We start from the raw sequence: 25091 nt of genomic DNA on the forward strand, positions 1-25091 counted from the left end.
CCCGTTGCCGGTCGCGGTTTACCCACGAGCATTTGATCCCCCGCTTGCCCAACAGGTCGCGCGAACTCCCATGAGGCTGACGGAATGACCCGGCGGCAGACAGGAGAACGAAGATGACCGAACAAACCAACCGCCCCGCATTCCGGCTCTACACCGTAATCGGCCATGGCGATAAGGCACGCTGGACAGATATCGGGGTCGCATGGCGCACCCGTGACGGCAAAGGGTTCACGCTTGAACTCAACGCAGTTCCCCTCGACGGTCGTGTCGTGATGCGCGAAATCACAGCAAAAGAGGCCGCCGATTAGGCGGCCTCGATCAGCGTAAGTGCAGGCCGCGACGGGTCAGCTCGTTGCGGATCAGACCGAGAGCGGAAGCAGCTTCCGCGAAGCAGGTCGTCAGGCGTAGAGCCGTGGCGAGATGGCGGCTGGCCTGATTGAAGAGATCGGCCAGTTCGGCGTCGGTCTTCGTGCGCAGATCGGTTTGAGACAGTTTGAACATCGTTTCCTCCTTTGGGCTTCGCAAGCCCGCCGTGGGCCGCGTTTGGAGGAGCCGATGTCCGTACCCGTTCAGGCGGGCATCCATCAGGATCGAAATGCACATGGAGAAGGCTTCACGCCTTGCCCCGACCATCACGAGCTACGGATAGGTTCAGACAAACAAAGGCCCGCGCGGGGCGCGGGCCATGAGGAAATGAGGTTCTAAGGGATCAAACGGTCTGTGCGACCGACGCCGGACGGCGGACTATTCGACGATCAGGCTGCCGTTGCTAATCAGCGTCGTCAGGTTCAGGCCGGTGACGTTCTGGATTTGCAGCGCGTTCTCCCAGGCATAGGTCGAGCCGGTGCCATCGCGATCAACCTGAACGCGGGTGTGCGATGACAGCGCCTGTAGCTGGACGAAGTTCGCAATGGCGTGGCCGAGGCCGGAATCGAAGCCGATCAGCCCGGTGATATCGATCACGTCTCCAGCCGACGTGCTGAAATCCGACACGTAATCCATCGCGTTGCTGGTGGCATCGAACACGAAGGTGTCCGCGCCCGCATCGCCAAAGAGCGTGTCCTGCCCGGCTTCGCCGTTGATGATGTCATTGGCCGCGCCGCCGTGAATGTTGTCGTTGCCGCCACCGCCATAGATCGTGTCGTTACCTGCTCCGGCGAAGCTGGACAGGTAGTCCACGTCGTCACCGCGCAGATTGTCGGCATCGTCGCCACCATAGAGGGTGTCGTCGCCTTCCATGCCCCGCAGCGCGTCGGCCCCGGCTTCGCCGTACAGGATATCGTTGCCAGTGTTGCCCCAGAGATAATCCGCACCGGCACCGCCCCAAAGCGTGTCATTGTCGGCTTCGCCGCTCACCACGTCATCGCCATCGCCGCCATAGAGCGTATCGTTGCCGTCGAGACCGGATATTGTGTCGTTCCCGCCATAGCCATACAGCACGTCATGCGCGGTCAGGCCGAACAGCGTGTCGTTGCCGTTGATCGTCTCGTTCGCGGATGTGCCGGTCTTGCTGGTGAAGGTCACGCTGGACGCGCCGAACTGGTAGGAGCGCAGGAAATCGGTCGGCGCACTAACGTCCGCTCCCGCAAAGCTGCCATAGGCTGCGCCACCCGCGAATGCCGCGCCGAAGTAGATGGCGCTTCCGGTCATATTGCCGGTGATGATCGCGCCATAGGCGCTGCCGCCACTGCCGACCGTCGTGCTGAACGTGGAGCCGGACTGGCTTTGCGTGATCGCGTCGGTGCCGTTCCATGTGAACTGGTAGACGTTCGCGCCGCCATTGTCGGTGACAAGATCGATGCCGCCGCCAGCGGCGAAGAAATAGCGGTCGTTCGAGCTGGTGGAACTGTCTGTCAGCGTGTCGGAACCCAGACCGCCGATCAGGAAATCGTTGCCCTCGCCGCCCAGCAGCGTGTCCGCGCCATCCCAGCCCTGAAGGTAGTCATTCCCGCCCCTGCCGATAAGAATGTTCGCATTGGCGTCGCCTTCAAGGCTGTCCGCGTGGCCAGTGCCGGACAGGTTCTCGATCTCGAAAAGCTGTTCCGAGTGGAGTTGGAGGCCATAGAAATAGACATTTTTAGCAGTTCCCAGAATAAGGCTGGCTTCCACGCCCGCCTCCACCATAAGGTCGTAGTTGGCAGTATCAGACCCCGCGCCGCCGTAGAGGATGTTACTTCCCTCCTCGCCTTCCAGGTTGTCATTGCCGTCACCGCCGTAAAGGGTGTCGTCGCCATAACCGCCCCGTAGGCTGTCATTGTCGGCTTCGCCATACAAAGTATCGTTGCCGCCTTCGCCAAACAGGGTGTCATTCCCCGCGCCGCCGTAGAGCAGATCGGCTTCCGCCCGATCATCGATCACGCCATTATCGCCAAACAGGATGTCATTCCCGGCACCGCCGTTGATCGTGTCCGTGCCGGTGCCGCCGTAAACGAAATCGGAGAAGGCGCTGCCGATCAGAACATCGCTGCCGCCAAGGCCATAGTAGGTGTCGGCAGCGGTCAGGGTTACGGTATCAGCCGCGTTCGTCCCGGCGGAGCCGATGAATGACACGTTCGACAAAATCCAGTCTTTGGTGCGGTCAACATAGGTAGAGGTCGCCGCATCCCACATGCGGTATGTCTCGATAGCGTTGCTGTAGAATCCTTCCACGTAGGTCAGGTTGGTATAATCAACCGTCAGGATGGCGTCATTGCTGTTCGCGGCGTGAATGAGGGACAGGCTTCCAAGATCAGCATAGCTTCCGTAGTAGCTCATGTTCAGCAGATCGCTGCCCGATGAGTCGCGGATCGTACCGATCCCGCTCAGTTGAAGATAATAGGTATCGTTTCCTGAACCGCCGTCGAGCAGATCGATCCCGCCACCATTGTTCCGGAATACATCATTGCCAGACTCGCCGTAGACATGATCGTCGCCCGCGCCATCGGTGAGGGTGTCGTTGCCACCGCCAGAATGCAGGAAATCATTCCCTGTCCCGCCGTTCAGCGTGTCTCCCGCCCCGAAACTGTAAATGATATCGTCGCCTGCGCCGCCGTTGAGGACATTGGGGTTGGTGGCCGAGCCGAAGATGCGGTCGTTATATGCCGCTATTTCCGTCGTGCCGTTTGTGTAGAACCCGACAGCCGCACCAGAACCGGCCGATATGCGGCTGTAGATTGAAATACCTTCCGGCACCGTGGTCAGGTCAAGCGTTCCATCCGTGAACACTGCCTGCTCAATGACCGTTTTCAACGTGCTGCCGGAGATGCTGTATTGCCCATCGATTACGAGGGTCGATCCGTCCGGCATGATGAACAGCAGGTCGAGACCGCCGTAGGTGCCGCGAATTTCTACCTCATCCATCGTGTAATTGAAGATGATCTTGTCGAAGCCAGCGAGAAGCGGGGCACCGCCGGATGTGGTATCCGAGGCCGCATCGACGACAAAATCGTGACCGGATGAGGCGTAGTAAATATCATCGCCATATGAGCCGTACATCTGATCGTCGCCTGCGCCTCCGTCGAGCGTGTCATCGCCGTTGTACGACGATATCACGTCATTTCCGCTGGAACCCGTGATGGTGTCATTTCCCGAAGTTCCAGTGTGCGTGTTGAAACCACCCGGAGTTTTAAGCTGAACGCTATAGGTCGGCAGCAGTGCATTCAGATCATAGGTCGTGCCATTGATCTCGATATTTTCGACGAAGCTCGTTCTGGTTGTCCCGTAATATTTGCTCTCCTCGATATACGGCAGATAGACCGAATAGCCGCCGAGCGTCAGGACGAGGTTGGTGGCCTCATAACTGAAGCCAAGATCGCCGACGCTCAGGCCGTCAGCATTGATGATACGCAGCGTATCTATCCCCCCGCCGACCGCGACCTCTTGCAGCCTATCAGAGCCTAGCGCCTGAGCGAAATCGACGCGGTAGTGGTCATCGCCGGTGCCTCCTGTCAGGACGTTCGAGCCGGACTCACCCCAAAGAGTGTCGTTGCCGTCGCCACCCCAGATATGATCATCGCCACCGCCGCCGTAAAGCGTGTCGGCTCCGCTGCCATCGGCTGCCGCGATATGGGCGCCATTGCCGCTATGATGTTCACCGCTGACTGCGCCATATCCGACATTGCTGTCGTAAACTTCGCCGTCACCGTAGATGTAGTCGTTTCCGGCACCGCCTCGCAGGACGTTATTCCAGGCGTTCCCGATGAGAGTGTCGTCCTGATTGGAGCCAGTCGCATTTTCGATTATGGCATTGAAAGCGATGGCAACATTGCCAGGATCGGGATCGGAGGAAGATGCGTCCTCATCCTTGGCAATTTCGCTCAGGCCGGTAGCGGTGTTTCCAATGCTGCTGAATCGGCCCTGTCTCAGATCGATTTCCGCTGAAACCTGCGACGCGCCTGCATTGAGGGTGTCGTTACCTCCACCATCCCATATCGTGTATAAAAACGCCTTGTCCGGGTCGGTGACAAAGTTCGGATTCATTGTTGCGAGAGTGTAGGTCGTATCGCCTGACCTCTTATCAAAATTCGCGCCATAAATCGCTTGTAGGGCAGCGATATCCATGATTTGGAGGACGTGAGGGGCAAATCTATCACCAGTAATCGGATCAAACATGCCTGGCGCAGAGTCTACAGCATAAGCGGCTACCGTATACTTTTGATTGTCGAGATAAGTTCCTTCTATACTGGGCAATTTACTATCAACGCCCAATGCATGAAGCGTTTCCTCCAATATTACTTTATACCCCTGACTTTGCATACCGTAACCGGATTCCCAAAAATCCTTCTCGCCGTAGAAGAATATGTCCCCGTGCTTGAGGCTGGCATTACTTGGAAAGAGGGAGGGATTATATTGAATTACGAAAGCATTGAGATCGGGATCAGGAATAGCAGACCCGCTGGAGGTTGGAATAGGATAATTTGCTTCTAACTGTCCAATGAGAATGAGTGGGAGATCGCCCCCGGTTGCTGGTCCAAAGTTAATTTTCGCTACATCGTCGAATAACGTATCACTGTCAGAACTTACGTATCCATTTAGAACGATATTTTCGTAATTGCTTTGCAAGGTGGAATTGTAGTCGTCAACATAGTAATAATACTCATTGGTTGATGAGTAGTATGCTGGAAGGCTGCTTACCGTGTTGGCGAAGCCTACGGTGATCAATTTGTAATCCAGACCCGTGCCGACAAGCGTAACGCTGACACCGGGTACGGCTGAACTGCCTGATCCGCCAATAAAGTTGTAGGAAAGTAAGAAATTCGCAAAGTCCGAGAATTCCATTAACGAGCCTTGAGATGTTCGGGAATTGGTTGAGCGCCGACGACTAAATCGGTATCGGCAGGCTTTATATTCAGAATGTGCATTACCGTCGGAACGCCACCGCCGAACGTAAACCAACAGGTAAATATAGTTAGGACAATTATTGCCAGAATCTGTAATAGCTTTCTCATAAAAGAAAGATCAGACATATCCTAACCGATTAAAATCATATATTTATATTTTTCCACAGCTTGGTTCAGCACGATAAGTCAGGCCCTCGTCGAGTCCAATGCGGCGTAGCTGTCCGCTCTGCGCCTGATTGCCGTTTGAACTCACGTAGTCGATATATTGAATTTAACGGCTCTCTTTGGGCTGAGAGATGGCTGGAGTTCCTCCGGTGTAGGAATCAGACCGCCCATAAGGATCGTATTGGCTATCTCCGAGCACAATCACTCTCCCAGCTCCGAATACAAGCCAGTATATTGCAGCAAATGCGATTATAGAAATAGAGACAGTTAACCATCGTTTCATTCTACGTCCTTTTTAATACGCAGAACTCTACATTGATAATTTCAGAGTTAAACTGCGCTAACTTGGGTGGCAGTATTGTATCCACAAAAATAGTAGCTCGATCTCACGTCCTATGTTCGAAGATTAGCGACCAAGATCAAGACCGCGCCCAGGGCGGTTCGGTCGCATTGGCGTTTCTGACCCAGCGCGTCGCCCGAACTCCCCCCGCAGCCTTGGCGTCTGACGATCAGACATCAGGCGATAATTTGCCGCCTGCTTATGCAGTGCCAATATCTGCTCGGCATGGCGGGTGCGCATTTCGCGAATCTGCTGCTGCAATCGTTGCCGTTCCGCGAGCTGCGCCGCCACCAGCGCCTGCCGCTGTTCCCGGTCGCGTTGCAGGCCCCAATGCGCCTCAACCTCGTTCTGCCGCTTGGTCTTCTGGTAATCGCCGGTGACGCGATCCCATAAGCCCATCACGCCGCCGCGGAGGCGTCCCGCCCGCTGCGTCGTTTCCGCGTTCCAGCGTTGTTTCTGGCCTTCATCGAGCCGCTTGCGCTCGTCGGAATGATCGCGTTGCATCGCGTTCCGCTGTTCCAGCAGCGGCTTCATGGCGTTGCCCGCTATGCGTTTCGCTTCGCTGATGAGGCGGCTCAGACGCGGCGCTAGTTCATTGCCGATACGAGCCAGAATCTGCTCGACTGACGGCAGGTCATCCGGCTTGCCCAGCTTGGCCGAGACTTCCTTACTCTTCTTGTCGATCAGCCGCGAGACCGCGAACACCTCGCCCTCGTAAGTGACGGCAACATGACCGCGCCGGTCGCCTTTGGCCAGATACAGCCCGCGCTCTTCGAGCGCCTTGGCGAAGCCGTTCCGGCTGTCGGACACCGCCCAGCATTCCTGCACCATGCCGCGCAGATCATCCGCTTTCAGCCCGGCCCGTTTGGCCTGCTGCCATTCGGCCAGCGTGAAGTTGCGCGGATCGCGGGCCTTCCTGTCCATCATACCGGCGGGCATCTTCCAGCCGTTATCGAGATAAAGCTCCTTCGACACTTCGCGGAGCTTTGTTTTGTAGAATGAGAGCTGCTTCGCCGTCGTGGTCTCGGCATCGACGCGCGACCAGACACAATGCGCGTGGCGACGGCCTTCCTTCTCATGGAACACGACCACACGCGGCTGGCCAGTCAGGCCCAGCTTTTCCTCGATCTTATGAATCGCGCCCTCGAAAACCTCCGGGCGGACATTCTCGCCTTCCGGCGGGTTCAGGCTGACCGAGAACAGGTATTGCTTGCAGCGCGTGCCGCTGGCCAGCGCCTGCGCTTCCTTGAACGCGCCGACGACCGACTCGGACATGAAGCCGCGCACTTCCGCCACCTCGACATGCTCGTTCTGTTCGGCGTTCAGCAGGTGCAGGCCGAGCTGTTTGCCGCCGCTGCGCTGGCTGGCTTTCAGGATCATGGCGCGGCATCCAGACCGAGCGCCTTGACCAGCATCTGCCGCATGGCGGCGATATCAGCGGCGGCTTCCGCCAGAGCGGTTTCCGTGTCCGGCGTGACCGGCAACGTGCCGAGGTTGGCCTGTTTGGCGAGTTGATTCAGATTGTTGGCGATGCGTGATTGTCCGAGTCCGCCGAGCAATTGGATTAACGCCTGTCTATCGGCTGGTGTTATCCGCGACCGGCGCGGCGGCTCCGCCAATAGTCGTTCACGGATATATGCGCCGAGCGGCGTTCCATCCGCCTGCTGTTCCAGCCGGGCGCGTTCCTCGAATGAGAGGCGAAGGGAAAACGGGGGATCGTATGGCTTCCGCGCCATTCGTACCCCCGATCAGCGCCGGTGACGCCTCCGCGCAACAGCCGGGACGGCTTCGCGCGGGGCGCTACCATCCTCACCGTCATTCGCCGAGATGAGCTTTCCTTTGCCGAGCGAGCTGAACCGCAGAACATTGTTCCACTCTTCAAGCTGTGTCAGGATGGGGTTCGAACTTGCTCCCAGCAGGCCCGCCAACGGCCCGTTTCCAACGGTTCGCATCAGTCCACAGCACTTGCCAAAATCACCGGAGTTGCGACCTTTATCGCATTGGTTCGGCCGTACCTGTTCACAAGCCTCCATCATGGAACAGGCATCGGATAGGGTATCGGATACCATGCTGAACGATGCACAGCTCCGTGCGGCGAAACCCAAGGATAAGCCGTACAAACTCTGTGACGCACACCAACTCTATCTCTTCGTCACGCCGAAGGGGACGAAGGTGTGGTGAATGAATTTCAAACATGACGGAAGGGAGAAGAGCTTGTCGTTCGGCGCTTACCCGCTCGTCCGCCTCGTTGCGGCTCGCGAGAAGCGCGACGAGGCGCGGCGGCTCTTGGCCAATGGTGTCGATCCGTGGACTTGTAGTGGGGCCGAAGTCCATGGTGGGCTGGCCGGTGTGCGCGCGCCGTGAAACCTACAGCCCCAGTTCTTCCAGTCCGGGATGATCCTCAGGTCGTTGCCCGAGCGGCCAGTGGAACAGGCGCTCCCCCTCGGAGATCGGCAGGTCGTTGATACTTGCGATCCGCCGCGCCATCAGGCCACTCGTCGCGAACTCCCAATTCTCATTGCCATAAGAGCGATGCCAGGCACCTGCATCATCATGCCATTCATAGGCGAAGCGCACCGCGATCCGGTTACCGTCATAGGCCCACAAACCCTTGATCAGCCGATAGTCCTGCTCACGACCCCACTTTGCGGTCAGGAAGCCGACGATGGCATCCCGCCCCTGAAGAAACTCGGACCGGTTCCGCCACTGGCTGTCCTCGGTGTAAGCAAGCGCTACGCGCGCGGGATCACGGCTGTTCCACCCGTCCTCTGCGGCGCGAACCTTTTGCATTGCGGTCTCATGGGTGAAAGGCGGGAGGGGCGGTCGCGACATCGGGTAATATCCTTTCAGGCAAAGGGCGTGGCGAACTCCAGGCGAATGCCACCGGGAATGAAGATGAGGAAGTGGCGCGTCGAAGACCCCGGACGGATGGGACCGGGCACCGCATCGACCATCACCTCCGGATGTGCCGTCACCGCCTGCCATGCCGTTTCAAGCGCAGCATCGTCGGCGACCGACAGCGAGAGATGATGAAGACCTATATTGGCGCGCCGATCGAAGGCGCGGGCGGTCAGCGGGTCGGCTGCGCGCCACAATGTCAGCAGGATCTCTCCATCCGATACGAAGATGGAGGGATAGTCGGGCACGCCGCCTATCTCAGCGAAACCCAGCGTGCCACAAAAGAAGGCGCGCGCCTGATCGAGGTCGGGCACGGTCAGGCCGACATGATGAACGCCTTGCGTGAGTTTACCGGTCATGATGTTGTTCCTTCCAATTGAATTATGCGGGCACGCAACGCCGCGATCTCGTCAAAGAGGGGCTGGTAGGCGCGCTGCGCCTCCGCCTCGGTGAAGCGCGGCGTGATGTGCTGCGGACAGTTCCAGTCGAATCCGATGACGTCGATCAGGAACGCACGTTCCGGCTCGGCAGAATAGTCTGGCGGCATGAGCGCAGCGATGTCCGCGGGATCCTGGCTGGAACGAGCATGGCCGATGATCTTGAGCCGGCGGCGGTTCGGATAATCCATCATGAACAGCGAAACACGGTCGTCAGCCGCAAAATGTGCGGCGGAGAGATATTGCCGATTGCCACGATAATCCGCAAACCCGATGCGATTGCCCTCAATCTGACGGATGAACCCTCTCGGCCCGCCACGATGCTGGACATAGGGCCAGCCATCTTCGGAAACGCTCGCCATGTAGAAACTGTCGCGGGCGGCGATGAAGTCCAGTTCGCGCTTTGTCAGCACGTCAACGGGCCCCGCGTCCGCTTCCATGCGGGCATGGGAGGCGCGCGATCCCGCTGCCGCTTGCATGGCGCGGGCACCGGGTCCGAAAAGCGTATGGAGGTATGTTTGTGCCATGGACAGCGACATAGCGCGTTGCCGCTGGCGCGATAATCGGCGATGATCGACGTTCACTATTTCACTTTGAGGAATAATGGACCGCTTCGAGAGCCTCTCAGTTTTTGTCGCCGTGGCCGAGCAGCGCGGTTTCGCGGCAGCCGCCCGGGCGCTGGATATGTCACCGCCGGCAGTCACTCGCGCAGTCGCGGCGTTGGAGCGGCATCTCCACGTCAATTTATTCCACCGCTCGACTCGGGCGGTGTCGTTAACGGACGAAGGGGCGGTCTTGCTCGACCGGGCGCGGCGGATACTCGCAGACCTGCGTGAGGCAGAGCAGATCGCCATGGGAGGGCGATCCGTGCCGCGCGGACAACTCTATGTGACTGCGCCGGTGATGTTCGGGCGCCTGCATGTGCTGCCCATCATCAATGCGTTGCTGGCTAGCCACGCGGGCCTGAACGCGCGCATGATGCTGCTCGACCGCAATGTCCGCATCATTGAGGAGGGCATAGACGTGGCGGTGCGGATCGGGGTGCTGGCGGACAGCACGCTGCGCGTCGTTACCGTCGGCGCAGTCCGGCAGACCATCGTGGCGAGCCCGGCCTATCTCGCCGCACATGGCGTGCCCACCGATCCAGCCGAACTTGCCAGGCATCATTGTATTCTGGGCAGTGGAGTGCGCGTCGGCAGCACTTGGCCATTCGGTGTACGGGGCGACCATATCGTAAATGTGATTCCCCGCCTGACCGTCAACAGCGTTGATGCGACCATCGCGGCTGCCGAGGCGGGTGTGGGGCTCGCCAATGTGCTGAGCTACCAATCAGCGCCGCGCATCGCGAACGGGCAGTTAGTGGAGGTGCTGGCTGATCATGCCCCGTCTCCGATGCCAGTCAGCCTGCTCTATGATCCCGGTCGAGCGGCTATGCCTGCGGTTCGCGTGTTCATTGAGGCCATGCGGGAACAAGGCAGGCGAGGAGCTTGGTCCTGATCAGGATCTGTGCGAACCGAGAGTGCACAGACATTGGCGCGAAAACAGCGCGGAACGTCTGCTTGCGGGAATCGGACCTTTCCCTTTTAAAGGACCGAAATGGGTCGCTTATGATGCACCAGACTGCCTTTCCATAGGACCCTGCCGCCGTCCAAATGGCTTGGGGCAACGACAGATCTTGATGTAATTTGGCGTTCGCGGGCAGGACTTTGTTGACGGTCGCTACGCCTTCGATCGGGAAAAAATGAGTGCATCCATGGACCATGCACCGCCGCCGCGGGCGACAAGGGGAAGCAGGATCGCGGCCCAACTGAGATGCGTCGGCCATGCGTCGGGATAGCCGAATACCTGGATGACCAGCGTCATGCCGAGCAGGGCGAACGCCGAAAGCCGCGTGAACAGGCCCAGCGCCAGCAGGATAGGAAACAGATGCTCCGACCAGGTCGCCATCGTCGCCGCAAGGTCGGACCGCACGAGCGGCAGGGCATATTCGGTGCGGAACAGTTCATATGTGCTCTCGGTGATGGTGATGACGCCCTCCACCTTCGTGCGTCCCGACAGGAAGAATATGCCCGCAATGCCGAGCCGCGCGACCAGCAGCAACAGCGCATCGGGCAGCAGCGTTTCGATTCGCCGGACGATGGCGTCGCGGATTGTGAAGAGCAGGTTCATCGTTCGTCTCCAGAAAGGATGGCCGGGACGGAATGGCGCCCCGGCCGTCCGGTTCACGCTTTGGGAGAAAGCGTGCCGTTGCCCTTGGGTGTCTTGATCGACGTGCAGGTGCCTGCCTTCACCAGTTTCCAGGCATTGCCCTGGTAGTCGACCTTCGACGTGCCGGCGCAGCTCGTGCCGGGACCAGCCGCGCAGTCATTCTTGCCGGCGAGCGAAACGCCGTAGCATTTTTCCATTTTCGGCTTCGTCTCTGCATAGGCGGACGCGGCGAGCGCGGTTGCCGACGCGATGGCTATGCTGGCGGCGAGCGCCGCACGAGTGGTACGCATGATGATGTCCTCTTCGATCCGTCGCCTCTGCGCGCGGTCCGGTCAGTGGCCGGACCGCGCGGTGACCGGGGAGGAGGCGGGAAGCCCGTGTCACATCGGCGGGTTCGGGCAAGGACGAAATCCGGTTACAATCGGTCGGCGCAAAATATTATTCGCCGATGGTGTAACCGATGGCCGGTCCGGCCCGAACATACGGGCGAGGAGATAGAATGCAGACCACAGAGGAGCATCTGCGCGCGTTGATGATCGATGGGCTGGACGGCGACGCCGCCGCCCATGCGGCATTGCTGCGCCAGCTTGTTCCGCTGCTGCGGGGTTTCTATCGACGTCGTGTTCGCGGCGCTGACGATGATGTCGAGGATATGGTGCAGGACACCCTTATTGCCGTTCACACCCGCCGCGCGACCTATGATCGCACGCGCGCCTTCACTGCCTGGCTCTATGCGGTCGCCCGCTACAAGATGATCGACCATTTCCGCCGCGTCGGACGGTTGCGGCCGATCGATGATCTGGAAGACTATCTGGTCGGCGACGAATTTGAAGCAAGCAGCATCGCAAAACTCGACATAGACGATCTGCTGAAGCAGTTGCCGCCCAAGCAGGCGCGGATGATCCGCGCGACCCGACTGGAGGGGTTGAGCGTTGCCGAAGCGGCGAGCGCCGAAGGCGTAGGCGAATCCGACGTTAAAGTCTCGGTGCATCGCGGGCTGAAGGCGCTGATGACGCGGGTGCAGGGAGCGATTCGATGAACACGGACGATCTGATCCGGCAGCTTTCCACTGATACACGCCCGGTGGCCCGAAACAGCGTCGGATGGCGGTTGGCCATAGGTATCGTCGCTGGCAGTATTGCATCGGGGCTGCTGATCCTGGCGTCGATCGGCGTCCGCCCGGATCTGGGCGCGGCCATGCAGGGCCCATCCTTCTGGGTGAAATGGGGATACACCCTTTCCCTGTCGATCGCCGCGCTGATGATGACGGCCCAGCTCGCCCGTCCCGACAGCGGTCGATTGCGCGGCTTGTGGGCTCTTGGGATACCCGTCCTGCTTCTCGCGGCGGTCGGCCTGCTCGAACTGGCGCGCACGCCATCGTCGCAATGGCTGGCGATGTGGCTCGGCCATAGCTGGAAGAGCTGCCCGTGGCTGGTGCTGTCGCTGTCGGCACCAATCTTTGCCGGCTTGCTATGGTCGTTCCGCAGGCTCGCCCCTACCCGGCTCCGCGCGGCGGGTGCGGCCGCCGGTCTGTCGGCAGGAGCCTTTGCGGCGACCGTCTACTGCATCCATTGTCCCGAAGTGTCGGCGATCTTCGTCCTGACCTGGTATTCGCTGGGAATATTGCTCGCGACCTTGATCGGCATGCTGGTCGGGCCGCGGCTGCTGCGCTGGTAGGCGCAAACCGCGCGGTTACGGAGCCTATTTCCCGGTCCCTAAAATTCCAACCGCCCCTGTAACCGTGCGCCGCTCCAAACCGAATGACAGGGGCCATAGTGGCTCAACATATTTTCGGAGAGATCATCATGCTCACCTATAATAGCGGCATCGGCATGGCCGCTTCCGCCGCCGCCATCGCGATCGTATCGGCAGCAGCGGCCCCGGCCGTGGCGCAGGACGGCGCGGATACGAAGGTCGTTCATTGCTACGGCGTCAACAGCTGCAAGGGCACGTCCGACTGCAAGACCGCCAGCAACGAGTGCAAGGGGCAGAATGTCTGCAAGGGCCATGGTTTCAAGGCCATGACGATCAAGGCGTGCAAGGCGGCCGGAGGCAGCCTGACCGAGCCGAAATGACGTTCCCATGCCCGGCGCGACCATTCGCGCCGGGCAGTCCTCATGAGCAGGGAGTATGCCCATGATCCCGTCTTTTCCCGGTTTCGGACTTGGCCTGCGCAAAGAACATTATGCCGACTTTCTGGACCATCGCGTCGCGGTCGATTTTCTTGAGGTGATATCGGAGAATTTCATGGTCGACGGCGGTCGGCCGCGGCGCATCCTGCGCGATATTCGCGCTCGCTACCCCGTCGCCCTGCATGGCGTGTCCATGTCCATCGGCTCCGCCGACGGCCTCGATCGAGCCTATCTCACCCGACTTCGCGCGCTGGTGGACGACATCGAACCACTGTTCGTGTCGGATCATCTCAGCTGGTCGCGGATCGAAGGATTCAATTCCCACGATCTTCTGCCATTGCCCTATACGCAGGAAGCATTCGACATCGTCTGCGCGAACATCGACCGCGCCCAGAATGCGCTGGGCCGTGCGATGCTGATCGAAAACCCGTCGACCTATATCGAATTCGCGCCGGCGGACATGACCGAATGGCAGTTCATCGACGCCCTGTGTGCGCACACGGGCTGCGGCCTGCTGCTCGATGTCAATAATGTGTTCGTGAGCGCCAGCAACCACCGCTTCGACCCCATCGCCTATCTCGATGCAGTGCCGCATGAACGCGTGCGCCAGATTCACCTCGCCGGGCACAGCCAGGGCGACCATTTGCTGATCGACACGCACGACCAGTCCGTGCCTTCGTCGGTGTGGCAGCTCTATGCGCATGTCCTGCCGAAGCTCGGGCCGGTCGCGACGATGATCGAGCGCGATGACGCCATCCCGCCGCTGGCCGACCTGCTGGCCGAACTTTCCACCGCGCGTCGGATCGCCGCCGGGAAGCTGGAGGAAGCGGCATGAGCCTGCTGGCATTTCAGCGCGACATGCGGGACTGGCTGTTACGGGAAGACATGGCTGCTGTCGATCGCATCGGAGCAGCGGCGGGGCCGGGCCTTGCCGTCTATCAGAATAATTACCGCACCCAGCTTGTCGCCTGTCTGGAAATGAGCTTTCCCCGAACCCGTGCGTGGATCGGCGAGGACATGTTTCTTCGCGCGGCCGTGCATCACATCGATAGCGTCCCGCCGAGCAGCTGGACGCTCGACGCCTATGGACGCGATTTTCCGGCGACGCTCGCGCAGCTTCATCCGGACGATGCCGAGATCGCGGAAATCGCCGGCATCGAGCTTGCGCTGGAGGAACTGTTCGTTGCAGCCGACAGCCCTGCCGTTGGACTGGACGGTCTGGGCGGTGTCGATTGGGATCGCGCGGTGTTGACCTTCGCGCCGTCGATCGACCTTTTGCATCTTAACACCAATGGCCTTGCCATATGGTCGGCGCTGATTGATCAAAAGGAACCACCCACGCCGCAATATCTGGAGACGCCCGATGTCGCCCTCTTGTGGCGCCAAGGCGAACAATGCCGCATAAGGTGCGTCGATGATGCCGAATTGCAGGTGCTACTCAAGGCGCGTTGCGGCATGACATTTGGCACATTATGCCGCGACGTCGCACAGTTGCTCGGAGAAGAAACAAGCATGACGCTTGTTGGACGGTGGCTAGGTCTATGGCTTTCCGATCATATGGTCGTCGCCATAGACGATCGCGAGCAAGCAGCGCCTTGCTTATAGTCAGCTGTGAAGTAAGGTTCGGTCGGTGCGGTTTCCCCCGAGGAATTGCAAAATTGGTCGTTCCGCTATTTCAATTCGTCATCTGAGGTGATCCGCCTCGGCGTCATGATGTACGTGCGCTTCCCGTTATCGCTGGAACGCCATCTCGTCGATCGAAACCTACAAGGAGAGACGCTCTTCGACCTTGGCAACGTAGCGGTCGGTCGTGAGCTAGGCCCCTGCCCTTCCGGTCCGAAGCGCATCCGCTGGAGAGGAGTGTCTTGTGCTCCAGATAATAAGCAAGTTACGGAAATCGCACAAGAATGGTGGTTCCGATAGCGCCCTCGCCGATTTCGACGCTGGCGCCCATGCGCGATGCTGCGGACCGAACGATGGCAAGGCCTAGGCCCGTGCCATCAGGCCCTTGCGCCCCTTCGAGGCGAACGAAGCGTTCGAAGATCGTCTCGCGCTTGTTCGGCGGTATGCCTGCGCCGTCATCGCTGACCATCAGCATCGTTTCGCTCGGCCGTTGCAGCAGCGTGATGGTGACCGTACCACCCCGCCGGTTGTAGCGGATGCCGTTGTCGATGAGGTTGGCGATGATCTCGAAAGCCAGCGTGCGGTGGCCGGATATGACATAGTCCGCACCATCATCAGCATCCAGATTGAGTTCAATCCCTGCGGAGATTGCCTGGTTGATGAGGCGGCCGATGACGGCTGCGCTGACTTCCTTGAGGTCGACGGACTCCAGCGGCGCGGAAACGCCGGCCTCCTCGGCGCGTGCGAGCGCGAGCAGTTGCGTAACCAGCCGTTCGAGGCGCGTCACGGCATCGCCAATCTCGTCCAGCGCTTCGCTCGATCCGCGCCGGGCCAGCGCAACCTGTACCTTGAGCACGGACAACGGCGTACGCATCTGGTGCGAGGCATCGGCCGTGAAGCGGCGGACGCCACCGGTCGCATGGTCCAGCTGCGCCAGCAACTGGTTGAACGCCGTTGCCAGAGGCAGCAATTCGCGGGGCAGAGGGCCATTGTCGAGCGGCGAGAAGTCCGGGCGGCTGATGAGTTCCCGCGATTCGATCGCGCCGCGAAGCCGGGCGAGCGGCCGCAGGCTCCAGCTAAGAGCGGGGCGCAGTAACAGCGTCGCGACCCCGACCAGTGCGAGTTCGGCCAGCAACAGCGCGCCCAGAAGGCGTCGGGTCAGCGCCTTTCTGTTGTCGAGCGTTTCGGCGATCTGCACGATGACCGGGCGATCGATCCGGGGCAGCATCCGCTTCACCTCGCCAATGCGGATGTCTTGGCCCCGATAGCGCGCGAACCGGAACCGTATCTGGTCGGTTGTCAGCGCCGCCGGATCGGGCGCGGGCAGGTCGGAATAGCCTGTGAGCAGTTGGCTGCCCACGGCGATGCGATAATAGACATTATCGCGCTCGCTATTTTCCAGCATGCCGAACGCGGCGGGCGGCAGGTCCAGCGTGACCTCGCCCCGTTCGACCTGTACGGTTTCGGCAATGGCGCCCAACGCGCCGCCCAGCACCCGGTCATTGGTGCGGCGCACGACATCGGCGATCAGGGTCGCGCCGCCAATGCCGATGATCGCGGCCACCGCCAGTAGCGGTCCAAGCATCGCCGCCAACAGCCGGGTGCGCAGCGCGATCGCCCGGCGCGGTTCAGCGCCCGGTTCAGCTGGCATCTAGCATGTAGCCAACGCCGCGCACGGTACGGATTCCGGGGCCGTCGGGCGCCAGCTTGCCGCGCAGCCGCGTGACATGCACCTCGATCGCATTCCCGCCAACCGGCTCGTCGAACCCAAAAACCTCCCCGATCAGCAGTTCGCGCGGCACGACCTGACCCGCGCGGGTGGCAAGCGCCTCCAGCACCGACAATTCGCGGCGGCGCAGGTCCAGCGGACGTCCCGAAACGTCCGCAATGCCCGTTGAGCGATTTATGGTCAGCGCACCGACTATGATTTCGGGAGTCGGATCGCCTCCACGCCGCAGCCCCAGCGCCCGCACGCGGGCCTCCAATTCTTCCGGCTCGAACGGCTTGCGCAGATAATCGTCGGCGCCCAGGTCCAGTCCGCGCACCCGGTCGTCCAGCGCGTCGCGCGCTGTGAGCATCAGCACCGGGACGCGGGCACCGCGTCTGCGCATCTCGGCCAGCACGGTGAAGCCGTCGATATCGGGCAGTCCCACGTCCAGGATCACCAGCGCATAAGGCTCGCCGCTGACGACCGACAGGGCGTCTTCGCCGGTCGCGACATGATCAACGGCATGGCCGCCCGCGCGCAGCAAGGCGGAAATGCTGCGCGCCAGCGCGGCGTCGTCCTCGATCATCAAAATGCGAATAGGGCCATCCGATGCTGAAAGGTTGATGACAGTTCGCTTCGTATCGCACCCTTGCATCTTATCCGAACACAGAGACGGAAAGCGAGGAGAGGAAGTGATGCGAAGGGTTATTCTGAAGATAGCGATACTCGCAAGCCTGTCTATGCTGGCCATCCCGGTGAGCGCGCAGCAGCGGCCGACCGGCTATCCACGATCCTATGACCAGCTGATCGCCGACGCGCGGGCGGAGCGGCAGGTCATCATCTACGCCAATGCCGACCGTGCTGAAATGGCGCCTGTCATCCTCGCTTTCCAGCGCCGCTATCCTGGGGTGTTCGTGAAATATGCGGATCTGGGTTCGACCGAAATCTCGCGCCGCTTCGTCGCGGAGACGCGCGGACGCAAGCCGTCTGCCGATCTGGTCTGGTCCTCCGCGATGGACTTGCAAGGCAAGCTCATCAATGACGGCTTCGCGCAGAGCTATGCGAGCCCCGAAAAGCCTGCCCTGCCGGCATCGGCGGTGTGGAAGAATATGGGGTTCGGCGTCACCGCCGAACCGATCGGCTATGTCTACAACAGACAAGCGATCCCCGATAAGCGGGCGCCGCGCACCCACGCTGCGCTCGAAGCGCTGCTGCGGCGCGATCGCCGCGCGCTGACGGGGAAGGTAACGACCTTCGATCCTGCGCGCTCCAATGTCGGCTATCTCTATCTGACCGAAGATTTCGCGACCACTCGCGACACCCGATCTCTGGTGGAGGCGATGGCCGCGACTCGCCCGGTGCTGGCCACCGCAACAGAGCCGATGCTGCGCGCCGTGGCCGAGGGGCGTCAGGTGATCGCCTATAATGTCATCGGCTCATATGCACTGGAGCGGGCGCGCCGGGACCCCCGGATCGGCGTCGTTTTCCCGCAGGATTATACGATCGTCACCTCGCGCATCGCATTCATCGCGCGGGAAGCGCGGCACCCGGCGGCGGCCAAGCTGTTCCTCGACTTCCTGTTGTCGCGCGAGGGGCAGTCGCTGCTCGCCCAGCACAGCCTGTGGCCGGTGCGCACCGATATCCGCGCCCATCGCCTGCCTGCCGCACAACTCCGGCCGATCCGCATCGGGCCACAACTTCTCGTCAATCTCGATCGTCTCAAACGCCAACGCTTCCTGCGCGACTGGAACACGATCCTCACTTCCGGAGCCGAAGGCAAATGACGTCAACTATCCTGCGCGGCGGCTGTACCGCACTGGCGCTGATCGCCGCCACACCAGCGCTGGCCCAGGTGCCGAGCAATGCGGACCTGGCCGATCTGATACGCGTCCAGGCCGCCGAGATCGCGTCGCTGAAGGCGCGGCTGAACAAGCTGGAAGGGCACAATGCCGCCATGGCCGTGGCGCAGGCCGCTTCGGCGCCCGCGCCACAATCGGCACAGCAGCAGGCTGCGCCACCAATGATCGTCAACCCTTTCGCACCGCAGATCGTGCCGCCGGGGCCCGCCGATATCGACGTCGCACAGGCCCGTGCGATTGCCGCCAATCCGGCCGGTGTGAAGACCGAATGGGGCGCGGGCCTGCCGGTATTCCGCTCGGCCGACGGCGTGTTCACCTATAAGCCTCGCGGCCGCATTCTGGTGGACGTCAGTTCCACGATGGGCTCGCGCTACGAAGGACGCAACACCACGACCACCGGTATGCGCGCCTTGCGTCTGGGCTTGGAAGGCGGCGTCGGTCCGCATTTTTTCTATCAGTTCGAAACCGACTTTTCCGAAAATGAAGTCGATATCGTCACTGCCTTCATGGGCTGGCGCAACAAGCTCGGCAGCAAGGTCGATTATGACGTGCGCGTTGGCCATTTATTCAACGACCGTGCGTTCGAGGGCAGCACGGGCTCCGATTCCACACCCTTCCTGGAACGCGGCACGGTATCGACTGCGATCATTCCGCAGCGCGGCTTTTATGGCATTGGCATCATGGCCCGGATGTTCGGCCCCAACTGGCACGCATCGATCGCGGTCACCGGTGACCGGGTCGATGGAGAGCAGGCGACCAACGACAGCCGCACCGTTTCGGCGCGGGCGCACTGGAATCCGATCTCGACGGATAGTGCGCTGCTGCATATCGGCGCCTGGGGCTTCGACGAGGCACTTTCCAGCGCTGCGACCACGCTGACGCGAAGCACCGTGATCGGCGGGCGTTTCAACGGCGCGGTGCGGGTGGGGACGGGCGAACTGCTCGGTGGTCGCTCGACCACTGGCTATGGCGTCGAACTGGGCGGTTATGCCGGCGGGCTGTGGGTGATGGGCGAAGCGGGGCAGAGGGTCGCGCGGCTCGACGCCGGTCGTTCCGATTTCAAAAGCAAGGCGTGGAGCGTGTCGACCGGCTTCTTCCTGACCGGCGAACTGCCGCCCTATAACCCGCGCCTGGGCAGCTTTGGTCAGCCCAATGTACTTGATCCCGTGCTGGCCGGTGGCACCGGTGCGATCGAGCTGACCGCTCGCTACGAGCATCTCGACTATACCGACCTCGTCCTGGGCGGCGATGGCTGGGCGGCGACGCTGGGCGTGAATTGGTATCTCAACAGCTTCACTCGGTTCCAGATCAACGGCATCCAGTGGCATGCCGACAATCGCGCGGGCGCCTACACGGGCAGCGATGATGGCCAGACCATCTCCGCGCGCGTCGGCGTGACCTTCTGATCCCCATTCCTCCAGTTCTTTCAAGGACGCAGCGATGAACCTCGCCCTTCTCGGCTTTCTGATGGTCGCCACATTCATGACGCTGATCATGACCAAGAAGATGACACCGCTGGTCGCGCTCATCGTCATCCCTTCCGTCTTCGGCGTGATCGCCGGGCAGTCGGCGGGCTTGGGCGACATGATGATCGAGGGGATCAAGAATCTGGCGCCGACCGGCGTCATGCTGCTGTTCGCGATCCTCTTCTTCTCCATCATGACTGACACGGGCCTGTTCGATCCGCTCGTCGGCCGGCTGATCCGAATCGTCCATGGCGATCCGTTGCTGATCCTGATGGGCAGCGTGGGGTTGTGTGCGCTGGTAAGCCTGGATGGCGACGGATCGACCACCTACATCATCACGATCGCCGCACTGCTGCCGCTCTATAAACGGTTCGGCATGAATCGCCTTTATCTGTGCTGCCTGCTGATGGTGACGAGCGGCATCATGAACCTGACGCCATGGGGCGGGCCGACCGCGCGTGCGGCGAGCGCCCTGAAACTGGATCCTGCAACCCTGTTTCTGCCGCTCATCCCCGGCATGATCGCAGGCCTTGCCTTCCTGATCGGCTTGGCTGTCTGGTTCGGACGCAAGGAACGCCGGCGTCTGGGTCAGGTCAGCGCCCATGCCTCCGTAGAGGTCACCGACATGGCCGTGTCGCAATATCCTGATGCACGTCGGCCGAACCTCATCTGGTTCAACGGTGCGCTGGTTGTGGCGCTGCTCGTCCTGCTGGTGTGGGGCGTGCTACCGCTCTCCGTGTTGATGATGATCGCGTTCGCCATCGCCATGATCGTCAACTATCCCGGCGTCGCGCAGCAAAAGGAGCGGATTGCCGCCCATGCCGGCAATGTCCTGTCGGTCGTCTCGCTGATCTTCGCCGCCGGCATCTTCACTGGCATATTGGGCGGCACCGGCATGGTGGAGGCAATGAGCAAGGAAGTGGTGGGCTTCATACCTCCCGCGCTGGGACCATATATGGCGCCGATAACCGCTCTGCTCTCCATACCCTTCACCTTTTTCATATCAAACGACGCCTTCTATTTCGGCATGTTGCCGATCCTGGCCGAAGCGGGCGCCCATTACGGGGTCGAGCCGATGGCGATCGCGCGCGCATCGCTGATGGGCCAGCCGGTCCATTTGCTCAGCCCGCTGGTGCCCTCCACCTATCTGCTCGTCAGCTTGGCCGGCATCGATCTGGCCGATCATCAGCGCTTCACCCTGTTGCCCGCAACGGCGGTATGCGTCGTCATGACGCTGGTGGGCATGATCGCGCTGGCCTTCCCCTTCATTGCCTGATCGCATGGGGACTGGCTGACCGGCATTGTCCGTCTCGCTGCCGCGCTGATCGCAGGCACGGCGGGCGGCGCGCTGTTCTGATGGCTAACGCAGACGATCGCCAGCCTCTTGCGCGATCAGGCCACTCTCTGTCCTGAACGGCGCGTGTCGGCAACGACGATGCGGTCACGCCCGGCTTCCTTGGCGCGAAGCAAGGCCGCATCTGCCGTTTTGACGAGCGTGTCGAACCGACAATGGAGCGGTGCGCAAGCCATGCCGACCGAGACCGTAATCGGTCCGAGTTCGCGCCCGTCGTGCTGCATCTGCAACGCTTTGACGCGGGCGCGGATGTCTTCGGCGCGTTGGCAGGCTTGCTCGGCATCAAGTTCCGGCATCAACAGCAAGAACTCCTCTCCGCCATAGCGGAAGGCAAGCCCATGCTCGCGCGTGATGGTCAGCAGTATCTTGCCGAGCGCGCGGAGTATGGCGTCGCCGGCGTCGTGGCCGAACTGGTCGTTAAACCGCTTGAAATGATCGACATCGAGCATCAGGCAGCTGATCGGTCGTCCGAGCCGATCCGCCTCGGCCAGTTGCACTTCAAGTACCATGTCGAGCTGGCGGCGGTTGGCGAGACCCGTCAGCGGATCGGACATCGCCATCTCGCGAAGCGCATCGCGCAAGCGCAGGTTTCCAATGGCGAGGCCGATATTTTCCGCAAGCACCCTCAGATAGGTTTCGCCGATGTCGGCCTTGGGTTCGGGAAGGTCGGCGCGGGGCTCCAGATAGAGCAGCCCAAGCGTGACGCGCTGGGCAATCAGCGGCAGGCAGATCGAAGCCACGTCGGTGTTGCCCAGAGGATCGACATGATCGCAGGGGATATCGATCAATTGTCCGCGTGGCCGATGCAGATCGCCGCGCTGCAAGGCCCAGCAGGCCATCGGCGAAAACTCAGGCCGCGAATGAGTTGGTGCCAGCCACGCGCATCGTTCGACCATGATGTTGCGCGCTTCATCGAGGCGATAGAGACGGCCGGCCAGGCCGGGCGCGATCTCTGGCATGAACCCCGATACGACCCGTTCGAGATCGTGCATAGTGTCGCAGCCCTGCATCCGCTGGGTCATCCGCGACAGCAAGGCACGCATGGCTTGATCCTCGGCGCGCTCAGCCTCTAACCGTTGCCGTTCGAGGCCATTCTCGCGAAATATGCGGATGGCCTGAGCCATGTCGCCAATCTCGTCGATCTGGTCGTAATCCGGCGCTTCGACGGCATAGTCCTGCCTGGCGAGCCGGCCGACGACGTCGCTCAACCGCACCACCGGGTGCAATACCCGCCGCTTGAAGATGAAGTAGAGAACGCACAGCGACAGGAAGCCGGTAAACCCCAGCACAATCTCCGAACTTGTCTTCCAGATCCGGGCGATCGTCGTCGCAGCCGCGACCTCTTCGTCGGTGCGCTGGTCGAGGCGATATTGGAAGCGCTCGATATTGCCAGCGACGCGATCGAGCCCCCGTTCATATTCGGCGCCGAACAGGATTTCACGCGCACGGCCATCATCGCCACGCTGGCGGGCCGCGATCGCTTCGACCTGCTCGTCCTGGAGGCTATCGGCCCAACGCATCGCTTCGGTGAGCGCCGCCAATTCATCCGCCGATGCGCCGTTATCTTTCAGGTGACGGACGCGGTTCTCCACCGACCGCAGGGTTTCCACCTCGCGACGGAAGGCGGCAAGGTGGGACTTTTCGCCAGTGATCACGAAATCCCGCGCCTGGTCACTCGATGCGGACACTTCGGCAGCGATTTTCGAGGTCGCTTGATCAAGCTGGTAGCGCTGCGCGACAGCCGCACGCTCCTTCTCCTGCGCGCCGGATGCCAGCAACATCGTCGTTGCTGAGGCGAGCGTCAGCAGGACGGTTGCGCCATAGGCCCAGTTCGTGATCGTCACTAATCGCATGTTGCGCAGAATAGGAGCCAGTCCGCTAGAATTCGTTAACATAGCGGGGCATGTCGACTGGCGGTGGCCCTCCTGCACTATCACCACAGTCCCGCGGCAAATGACACGCTCCGCCGACAGCTGGTTTTAGGAAATTCAGCCATTCGGTAGCAGATTGCCGAAAGTCCTGGTCTGGTCGACCGCCGCCGGAATAGCTGAGGGTCGCACGCGAAATGCATTTAGCAGAGACGAGTTCGCATTAGACTGACAGCTCCGCCACCCGGTTATCAATAATTGAAATTAAACGAGAAATTTCTCACTCGAACGCCATCTCGGCGATCGGAAAAGCTGCGAGGAAAGGCGCTTTGCGACCCTTGCGGCGTAATCGTCATTCGCGATCTGGTTTTCGTCCGCTCCTTATGCAAGCACCGGACCGGTCACCTCGCTTGGCGCGCACAGCCAAAGCGGCGCTGCCGTAACTTCGCTTTGCAGAAAGTCCAGCCGCTCGTGTAAGGGCCGGTCGTCAGGGTTTTTGGGTCACAATGAATTATCGCCATTCCTTCCATGCTGGCAACAGCGCCGATGTCGTCAAACACAGCCTTCTGATCGCCTTGGTGCGGGCCTTGCAGCTCAAGCAGGGCGCGCTGACGTTGATCGATACCCATGCCGGCTGCGGGCTTTACGACCTTGGCGGCGACGAAGCCCAACGCACCGGCGAAGCCATGCAGGGCGTGCGCCGAGCCTTCACCGACCCGAACCCCCTGCTGGACGACTATCGCGCCGCCGTGCAGGCGGTCAATGTGGATAGCGAGCCGCATCTTTACCCCGGTTCGCCGCAGATACTGGCGCAGCTTTTGCGTCCGCAGGATTTGCTGATCCTCAACGAAAAGCACCCGCAGGACGCTTACGCCCTGCGCGGCGTGATGCGGAACACCCGCGCCGCCGTGCATGAACGCGACGCATACGAACTCTGGCTCGCCATGTTGCCGACCCGAACGCCTCGCGGCGTGGTGGTGGTCGACCCGCCCTACGAGCAGCCGGACGAACGCGCGCGCATCACCGCCACTTTGGCCGCCGCTCACCGCAAATGGGCGCATGGTGTGACGGTGATCTGGTTTCCGCTGAAAGACCAAGCCACGCACTCACGGTGGGTGACGCAATTGCGCAATCTTGGCATACCTAAATTGCTGCGGGTGGAGCATTGGCTATATGATAGCGAGCAGCCCGGCATCTATAATGGCGCGGGCCTCTTCATCGTCAATCCGCCTTACGCCTTCACCCAGGCACTGCCGCCACTGCTGGAGGCTCTGCGCGCGGCGTTGGCGCCCCAAGGGCATAAGGGCGAGATTATATCGGGTTGGCTGGACCATTAAGGTCAGCCCTCATCCGACCCTTCACCCACAAGGGACGCTGGATATGCAGGCAGCGGTGATCCTGTGGCGTCTGTCAGAAAGTTCATCTTCCCGTCACGCTGGAGACAGAGGGTCGGCGTCATAAGGAACAGGCAGTCCAGGACGGACCGCTTGATAGGAGTTGAACCATGAAAACCCGCCTGATCCTAACCAGCCTGGCTTCGCTGGCCGTTCTCGCGACCCCGCTCGCTGCCTCGGCCGCCACTGCCACGGCCAAGCCGACGCAGCATGTCGCAAAGCACAAGGCCGCCAAGAAGGTCACCAAAACCACCTCCACGACCACGACCGCAACGAAGCCCGCCTCCAACTAAGCCCCATCGACAGGGAGTCGGCATCGGG

At 61.0% G+C, this 25091-nt stretch carries 25 protein-coding genes; 13 read left to right on the forward strand and 12 right to left on the reverse strand.

Features of this window, described 5'->3' with window-relative positions; genetic code table 11:
- The first annotated feature begins 113 nt into the window (after window positions 1-113).
- Window positions 114-308 (forward strand): hypothetical protein, encoded by a 195-nt coding sequence (locus KRZ98_RS05310; RefSeq protein ID WP_217672627.1) that lies wholly within the window; start codon window positions 114-116, stop codon window positions 306-308.
- A gap of 10 nt (window positions 309-318) precedes the next feature.
- Here the strand turns inward: KRZ98_RS05310 and KRZ98_RS05315 are convergent, their stop codons facing one another.
- From KRZ98_RS05315 to mobC, 4 genes are all read right to left on the reverse strand, one after another.
- A complete protein-coding gene (locus tag KRZ98_RS05315; RefSeq protein ID WP_217672628.1) occupies window positions 319-501 on the reverse strand; it encodes a hypothetical protein in 183 nt (60 codons plus the stop codon).
- A gap of 243 nt (window positions 502-744) precedes the next feature.
- Window positions 745-5256, reverse strand: a complete 4512-nt coding sequence (locus KRZ98_RS05320) for a type I secretion C-terminal target domain-containing protein (protein ID WP_217672629.1) — start codon at window positions 5254-5256, stop codon at window positions 745-747.
- Window positions 5257-5889: 633 nt separating this feature from the next.
- Window positions 5890-7203, reverse strand: coding sequence for a relaxase/mobilization nuclease domain-containing protein (locus KRZ98_RS05325; protein ID WP_217672630.1), 1314 nt, complete (start codon window positions 7201-7203; stop codon window positions 5890-5892).
- A complete protein-coding gene (mobC, locus tag KRZ98_RS05330) occupies window positions 7200-7559 on the reverse strand; it encodes a plasmid mobilization relaxosome protein MobC (protein ID WP_217672631.1) in 360 nt (119 codons plus the stop codon). Before mobC ends, KRZ98_RS05325 begins: the two co-directional genes overlap by 4 nt.
- Window positions 7560-8004: 445 nt before the next feature.
- Between mobC and KRZ98_RS05335 the strand changes: the two genes are divergently transcribed.
- Entirely contained in the window at window positions 8005-8187 is a 183-nt protein-coding gene (locus tag KRZ98_RS05335; RefSeq protein ID WP_217672632.1) for an Arm DNA-binding domain-containing protein, read from the forward strand.
- A gap of 3 nt (window positions 8188-8190) precedes the next feature.
- Here the strand turns inward: KRZ98_RS05335 and KRZ98_RS05340 are convergent, their stop codons facing one another.
- Genes KRZ98_RS05340 through KRZ98_RS05350 form a run of 3 tightly spaced genes read right to left on the reverse strand, consistent with a single transcriptional unit; the run spans window position 8191 to window position 9742 of the window.
- Window positions 8191-8655, reverse strand: a complete 465-nt coding sequence (locus tag KRZ98_RS05340) for a nuclear transport factor 2 family protein (protein ID WP_217672633.1) — start codon at window positions 8653-8655, stop codon at window positions 8191-8193.
- Window positions 8656-8669: 14 nt separating this feature from the next.
- A complete protein-coding gene (locus tag KRZ98_RS05345) occupies window positions 8670-9080 on the reverse strand; it encodes a VOC family protein (RefSeq protein ID WP_217672634.1) in 411 nt (136 codons plus the stop codon).
- Entirely contained in the window at window positions 9077-9742 is a 666-nt protein-coding gene (locus tag KRZ98_RS05350) for a pyridoxamine 5'-phosphate oxidase family protein (protein ID WP_368389785.1), read from the reverse strand. Before KRZ98_RS05350 ends, KRZ98_RS05345 begins: the two co-directional genes overlap by 4 nt.
- 19 nt (window positions 9743-9761) lie before the next feature.
- Here KRZ98_RS05350 and KRZ98_RS05355 point away from each other — a divergent pair, with 19 nt between their 5' ends.
- Window positions 9762-10655, forward strand: coding sequence for a LysR family transcriptional regulator (locus KRZ98_RS05355; protein WP_217672635.1), 894 nt, complete (start codon window positions 9762-9764; stop codon window positions 10653-10655).
- Window positions 10656-10877: 222 nt separating this feature from the next.
- On the opposite strand, the gene KRZ98_RS05360 is transcribed toward KRZ98_RS05355, so the two are convergent.
- Both KRZ98_RS05360 and KRZ98_RS05365 read right to left on the reverse strand, forming a co-directional pair.
- Window positions 10878-11327, reverse strand: a complete 450-nt coding sequence (locus tag KRZ98_RS05360) for a DoxX family protein (RefSeq protein ID WP_217672636.1) — start codon at window positions 11325-11327, stop codon at window positions 10878-10880.
- 53 nt (window positions 11328-11380) lie between these two features.
- Window positions 11381-11656 carry a DUF2282 domain-containing protein gene (locus KRZ98_RS05365; protein ID WP_217672637.1) on the reverse strand — a complete coding sequence of 92 codons (276 nt, stop codon included), beginning with the start codon at window positions 11654-11656 and terminating at the stop codon, window positions 11381-11383.
- A 209-nt stretch (window positions 11657-11865) separates the two neighbouring features.
- On the opposite strand from KRZ98_RS05365, the gene KRZ98_RS05370 reads away from it, so the two are divergent.
- The 5 genes from KRZ98_RS05370 (at window position 11866) to KRZ98_RS05390 (ending at window position 15103) form a co-directional block, all read left to right on the forward strand.
- On the forward strand, window positions 11866-12405 hold the full coding sequence (locus KRZ98_RS05370; protein ID WP_217672638.1) for a sigma-70 family RNA polymerase sigma factor: 540 nt from the start codon (window positions 11866-11868) through the stop codon (window positions 12403-12405).
- On the forward strand, window positions 12402-13043 hold the full coding sequence (locus KRZ98_RS05375) for a DUF1109 domain-containing protein (RefSeq protein WP_217672639.1): 642 nt from the start codon (window positions 12402-12404) through the stop codon (window positions 13041-13043). The genes KRZ98_RS05370 and KRZ98_RS05375 overlap by 4 nt, the downstream gene beginning before the upstream one ends.
- Before the next feature lie 128 nt (window positions 13044-13171).
- On the forward strand, window positions 13172-13441 hold the full coding sequence (locus KRZ98_RS05380) for a hypothetical protein (RefSeq protein WP_217672706.1): 270 nt from the start codon (window positions 13172-13174) through the stop codon (window positions 13439-13441).
- Window positions 13442-13502: 61 nt separating this feature from the next.
- Window positions 13503-14333 carry a DUF692 domain-containing protein gene (locus KRZ98_RS05385; protein WP_217672640.1) on the forward strand — a complete coding sequence of 277 codons (831 nt, stop codon included), beginning with the start codon at window positions 13503-13505 and terminating at the stop codon, window positions 14331-14333.
- Window positions 14330-15103 (forward strand): DNA-binding domain-containing protein, encoded by a 774-nt coding sequence (locus KRZ98_RS05390; protein WP_217672641.1) that lies wholly within the window; start codon window positions 14330-14332, stop codon window positions 15101-15103. The genes KRZ98_RS05385 and KRZ98_RS05390 overlap by 4 nt, the downstream gene beginning before the upstream one ends.
- Before the next feature lie 283 nt (window positions 15104-15386).
- On the opposite strand, the gene KRZ98_RS05395 is transcribed toward KRZ98_RS05390, so the two are convergent.
- Together KRZ98_RS05395 and KRZ98_RS05400 are read right to left on the reverse strand one after the other, a co-directional pair.
- The gene (locus KRZ98_RS05395; protein WP_217672642.1) at window positions 15387-16772 is read right to left on the reverse strand and encodes a sensor histidine kinase; all 1386 of its coding nucleotides are present in this window, start codon (window positions 16770-16772) and stop codon (window positions 15387-15389) included.
- Window positions 16762-17415: a response regulator transcription factor gene (locus KRZ98_RS05400; RefSeq protein WP_217672643.1), complete on the reverse strand. Its 654-nt coding sequence runs from the start codon at window positions 17413-17415 to the stop codon at window positions 16762-16764. Before KRZ98_RS05400 ends, KRZ98_RS05395 begins: the two co-directional genes overlap by 11 nt.
- Before the next feature lie 109 nt (window positions 17416-17524).
- Between KRZ98_RS05400 and KRZ98_RS05405 the strand changes: the two genes are divergently transcribed.
- From KRZ98_RS05405 to KRZ98_RS05415, 3 genes are read left to right on the forward strand one after another with little or no spacing between them, the layout of a single operon-like run.
- Complete coding sequence (locus tag KRZ98_RS05405; RefSeq protein ID WP_217672644.1) at window positions 17525-18613, forward strand: ABC transporter substrate-binding protein; 1089 nt, start codon at window positions 17525-17527, stop codon at window positions 18611-18613.
- The gene (locus tag KRZ98_RS05410; RefSeq protein WP_217672645.1) at window positions 18610-20094 is read left to right on the forward strand and encodes an OprO/OprP family phosphate-selective porin; all 1485 of its coding nucleotides are present in this window, start codon (window positions 18610-18612) and stop codon (window positions 20092-20094) included. Before KRZ98_RS05405 ends, KRZ98_RS05410 begins: the two co-directional genes overlap by 4 nt.
- Window positions 20095-20128: 34 nt before the next feature.
- Complete coding sequence (locus KRZ98_RS05415; RefSeq protein WP_217672646.1) at window positions 20129-21430, forward strand: CitMHS family transporter; 1302 nt, start codon at window positions 20129-20131, stop codon at window positions 21428-21430.
- A 116-nt stretch (window positions 21431-21546) separates the two neighbouring features.
- Here KRZ98_RS05415 and KRZ98_RS05420 read toward each other — a convergent pair whose 3' ends face one another.
- A complete protein-coding gene (locus KRZ98_RS05420) occupies window positions 21547-23361 on the reverse strand; it encodes a diguanylate cyclase (RefSeq protein WP_217672647.1) in 1815 nt (604 codons plus the stop codon).
- Window positions 23362-23882: 521 nt separating this feature from the next.
- On the opposite strand from KRZ98_RS05420, the gene KRZ98_RS05425 reads away from it, so the two are divergent.
- Together KRZ98_RS05425 and KRZ98_RS05430 are read left to right on the forward strand one after the other, a co-directional pair.
- Window positions 23883-24713: a 23S rRNA (adenine(2030)-N(6))-methyltransferase RlmJ gene (locus tag KRZ98_RS05425; RefSeq protein WP_217672648.1), complete on the forward strand. Its 831-nt coding sequence runs from the start codon at window positions 23883-23885 to the stop codon at window positions 24711-24713.
- Between the two features lie 167 nt (window positions 24714-24880).
- Window positions 24881-25063, forward strand: a complete 183-nt coding sequence (locus KRZ98_RS05430) for a hypothetical protein (protein ID WP_217672649.1) — start codon at window positions 24881-24883, stop codon at window positions 25061-25063.
- The last annotated feature ends 28 nt before the right edge of the window (window positions 25064-25091 follow it).

Source organism: Sphingobium sp. AS12, from assembly GCF_019097845.1.
Classification (GTDB): Bacteria; Pseudomonadota; Alphaproteobacteria; order Sphingomonadales; family Sphingomonadaceae; genus Sphingobium.

What these genes read in the sequence shown, in the direction of transcription:
- KRZ98_RS05320 (WP_217672629.1), bottom strand. Translation starts at nt 5,256, where the DNA reads ATGGAATTCTCGGACTTTGCGAATTTCTTACTTTCCTACAACTTTATT.
- KRZ98_RS05425 (WP_217672648.1), top strand. Translation starts at nt 23,883, where the DNA reads ATGAATTATCGCCATTCCTTCCATGCTGGCAACAGCGCCGATGTCGTC.
- KRZ98_RS05400 (WP_217672643.1), bottom strand. Translation starts at nt 17,415, where the DNA reads ATGATCGAGGACGACGCCGCGCTGGCGCGCAGCATTTCCGCCTTGCTG.
- KRZ98_RS05310 (WP_217672627.1), top strand. Translation starts at nt 114, where the DNA reads ATGACCGAACAAACCAACCGCCCCGCATTCCGGCTCTACACCGTAATC.
- mobC (WP_217672631.1), bottom strand. Translation starts at nt 7,559, where the DNA reads ATGGCGCGGAAGCCATACGATCCCCCGTTTTCCCTTCGCCTCTCATTC.
- KRZ98_RS05410 (WP_217672645.1), top strand. Translation starts at nt 18,610, where the DNA reads ATGACGTCAACTATCCTGCGCGGCGGCTGTACCGCACTGGCGCTGATC.
- KRZ98_RS05375 (WP_217672639.1), top strand. Translation starts at nt 12,402, where the DNA reads ATGAACACGGACGATCTGATCCGGCAGCTTTCCACTGATACACGCCCG.
- KRZ98_RS05315 (WP_217672628.1), bottom strand. Translation starts at nt 501, where the DNA reads ATGTTCAAACTGTCTCAAACCGATCTGCGCACGAAGACCGACGCCGAA.
- KRZ98_RS05325 (WP_217672630.1), bottom strand. Translation starts at nt 7,203, where the DNA reads ATGATCCTGAAAGCCAGCCAGCGCAGCGGCGGCAAACAGCTCGGCCTG.
- KRZ98_RS05405 (WP_217672644.1), top strand. Translation starts at nt 17,525, where the DNA reads ATGCGAAGGGTTATTCTGAAGATAGCGATACTCGCAAGCCTGTCTATG.
- KRZ98_RS05415 (WP_217672646.1), top strand. Translation starts at nt 20,129, where the DNA reads ATGAACCTCGCCCTTCTCGGCTTTCTGATGGTCGCCACATTCATGACG.
- KRZ98_RS05420 (WP_217672647.1), bottom strand. Translation starts at nt 23,361, where the DNA reads ATGCGATTAGTGACGATCACGAACTGGGCCTATGGCGCAACCGTCCTG.
- KRZ98_RS05380 (WP_217672706.1), top strand. Translation starts at nt 13,172, where the DNA reads ATGCTCACCTATAATAGCGGCATCGGCATGGCCGCTTCCGCCGCCGCC.
- KRZ98_RS05385 (WP_217672640.1), top strand. Translation starts at nt 13,503, where the DNA reads ATGATCCCGTCTTTTCCCGGTTTCGGACTTGGCCTGCGCAAAGAACAT.
- KRZ98_RS05370 (WP_217672638.1), top strand. Translation starts at nt 11,866, where the DNA reads ATGCAGACCACAGAGGAGCATCTGCGCGCGTTGATGATCGATGGGCTG.
- KRZ98_RS05430 (WP_217672649.1), top strand. Translation starts at nt 24,881, where the DNA reads ATGAAAACCCGCCTGATCCTAACCAGCCTGGCTTCGCTGGCCGTTCTC.
- KRZ98_RS05345 (WP_217672634.1), bottom strand. Translation starts at nt 9,080, where the DNA reads ATGACCGGTAAACTCACGCAAGGCGTTCATCATGTCGGCCTGACCGTG.
- KRZ98_RS05390 (WP_217672641.1), top strand. Translation starts at nt 14,330, where the DNA reads ATGAGCCTGCTGGCATTTCAGCGCGACATGCGGGACTGGCTGTTACGG.
- KRZ98_RS05335 (WP_217672632.1), top strand. Translation starts at nt 8,005, where the DNA reads ATGAATTTCAAACATGACGGAAGGGAGAAGAGCTTGTCGTTCGGCGCT.
- KRZ98_RS05340 (WP_217672633.1), bottom strand. Translation starts at nt 8,655, where the DNA reads ATGTCGCGACCGCCCCTCCCGCCTTTCACCCATGAGACCGCAATGCAA.
- KRZ98_RS05360 (WP_217672636.1), bottom strand. Translation starts at nt 11,327, where the DNA reads ATGAACCTGCTCTTCACAATCCGCGACGCCATCGTCCGGCGAATCGAA.
- KRZ98_RS05395 (WP_217672642.1), bottom strand. Translation starts at nt 16,772, where the DNA reads ATGCCAGCTGAACCGGGCGCTGAACCGCGCCGGGCGATCGCGCTGCGC.
- KRZ98_RS05365 (WP_217672637.1), bottom strand. Translation starts at nt 11,656, where the DNA reads ATGCGTACCACTCGTGCGGCGCTCGCCGCCAGCATAGCCATCGCGTCG.
- KRZ98_RS05355 (WP_217672635.1), top strand. Translation starts at nt 9,762, where the DNA reads ATGGACCGCTTCGAGAGCCTCTCAGTTTTTGTCGCCGTGGCCGAGCAG.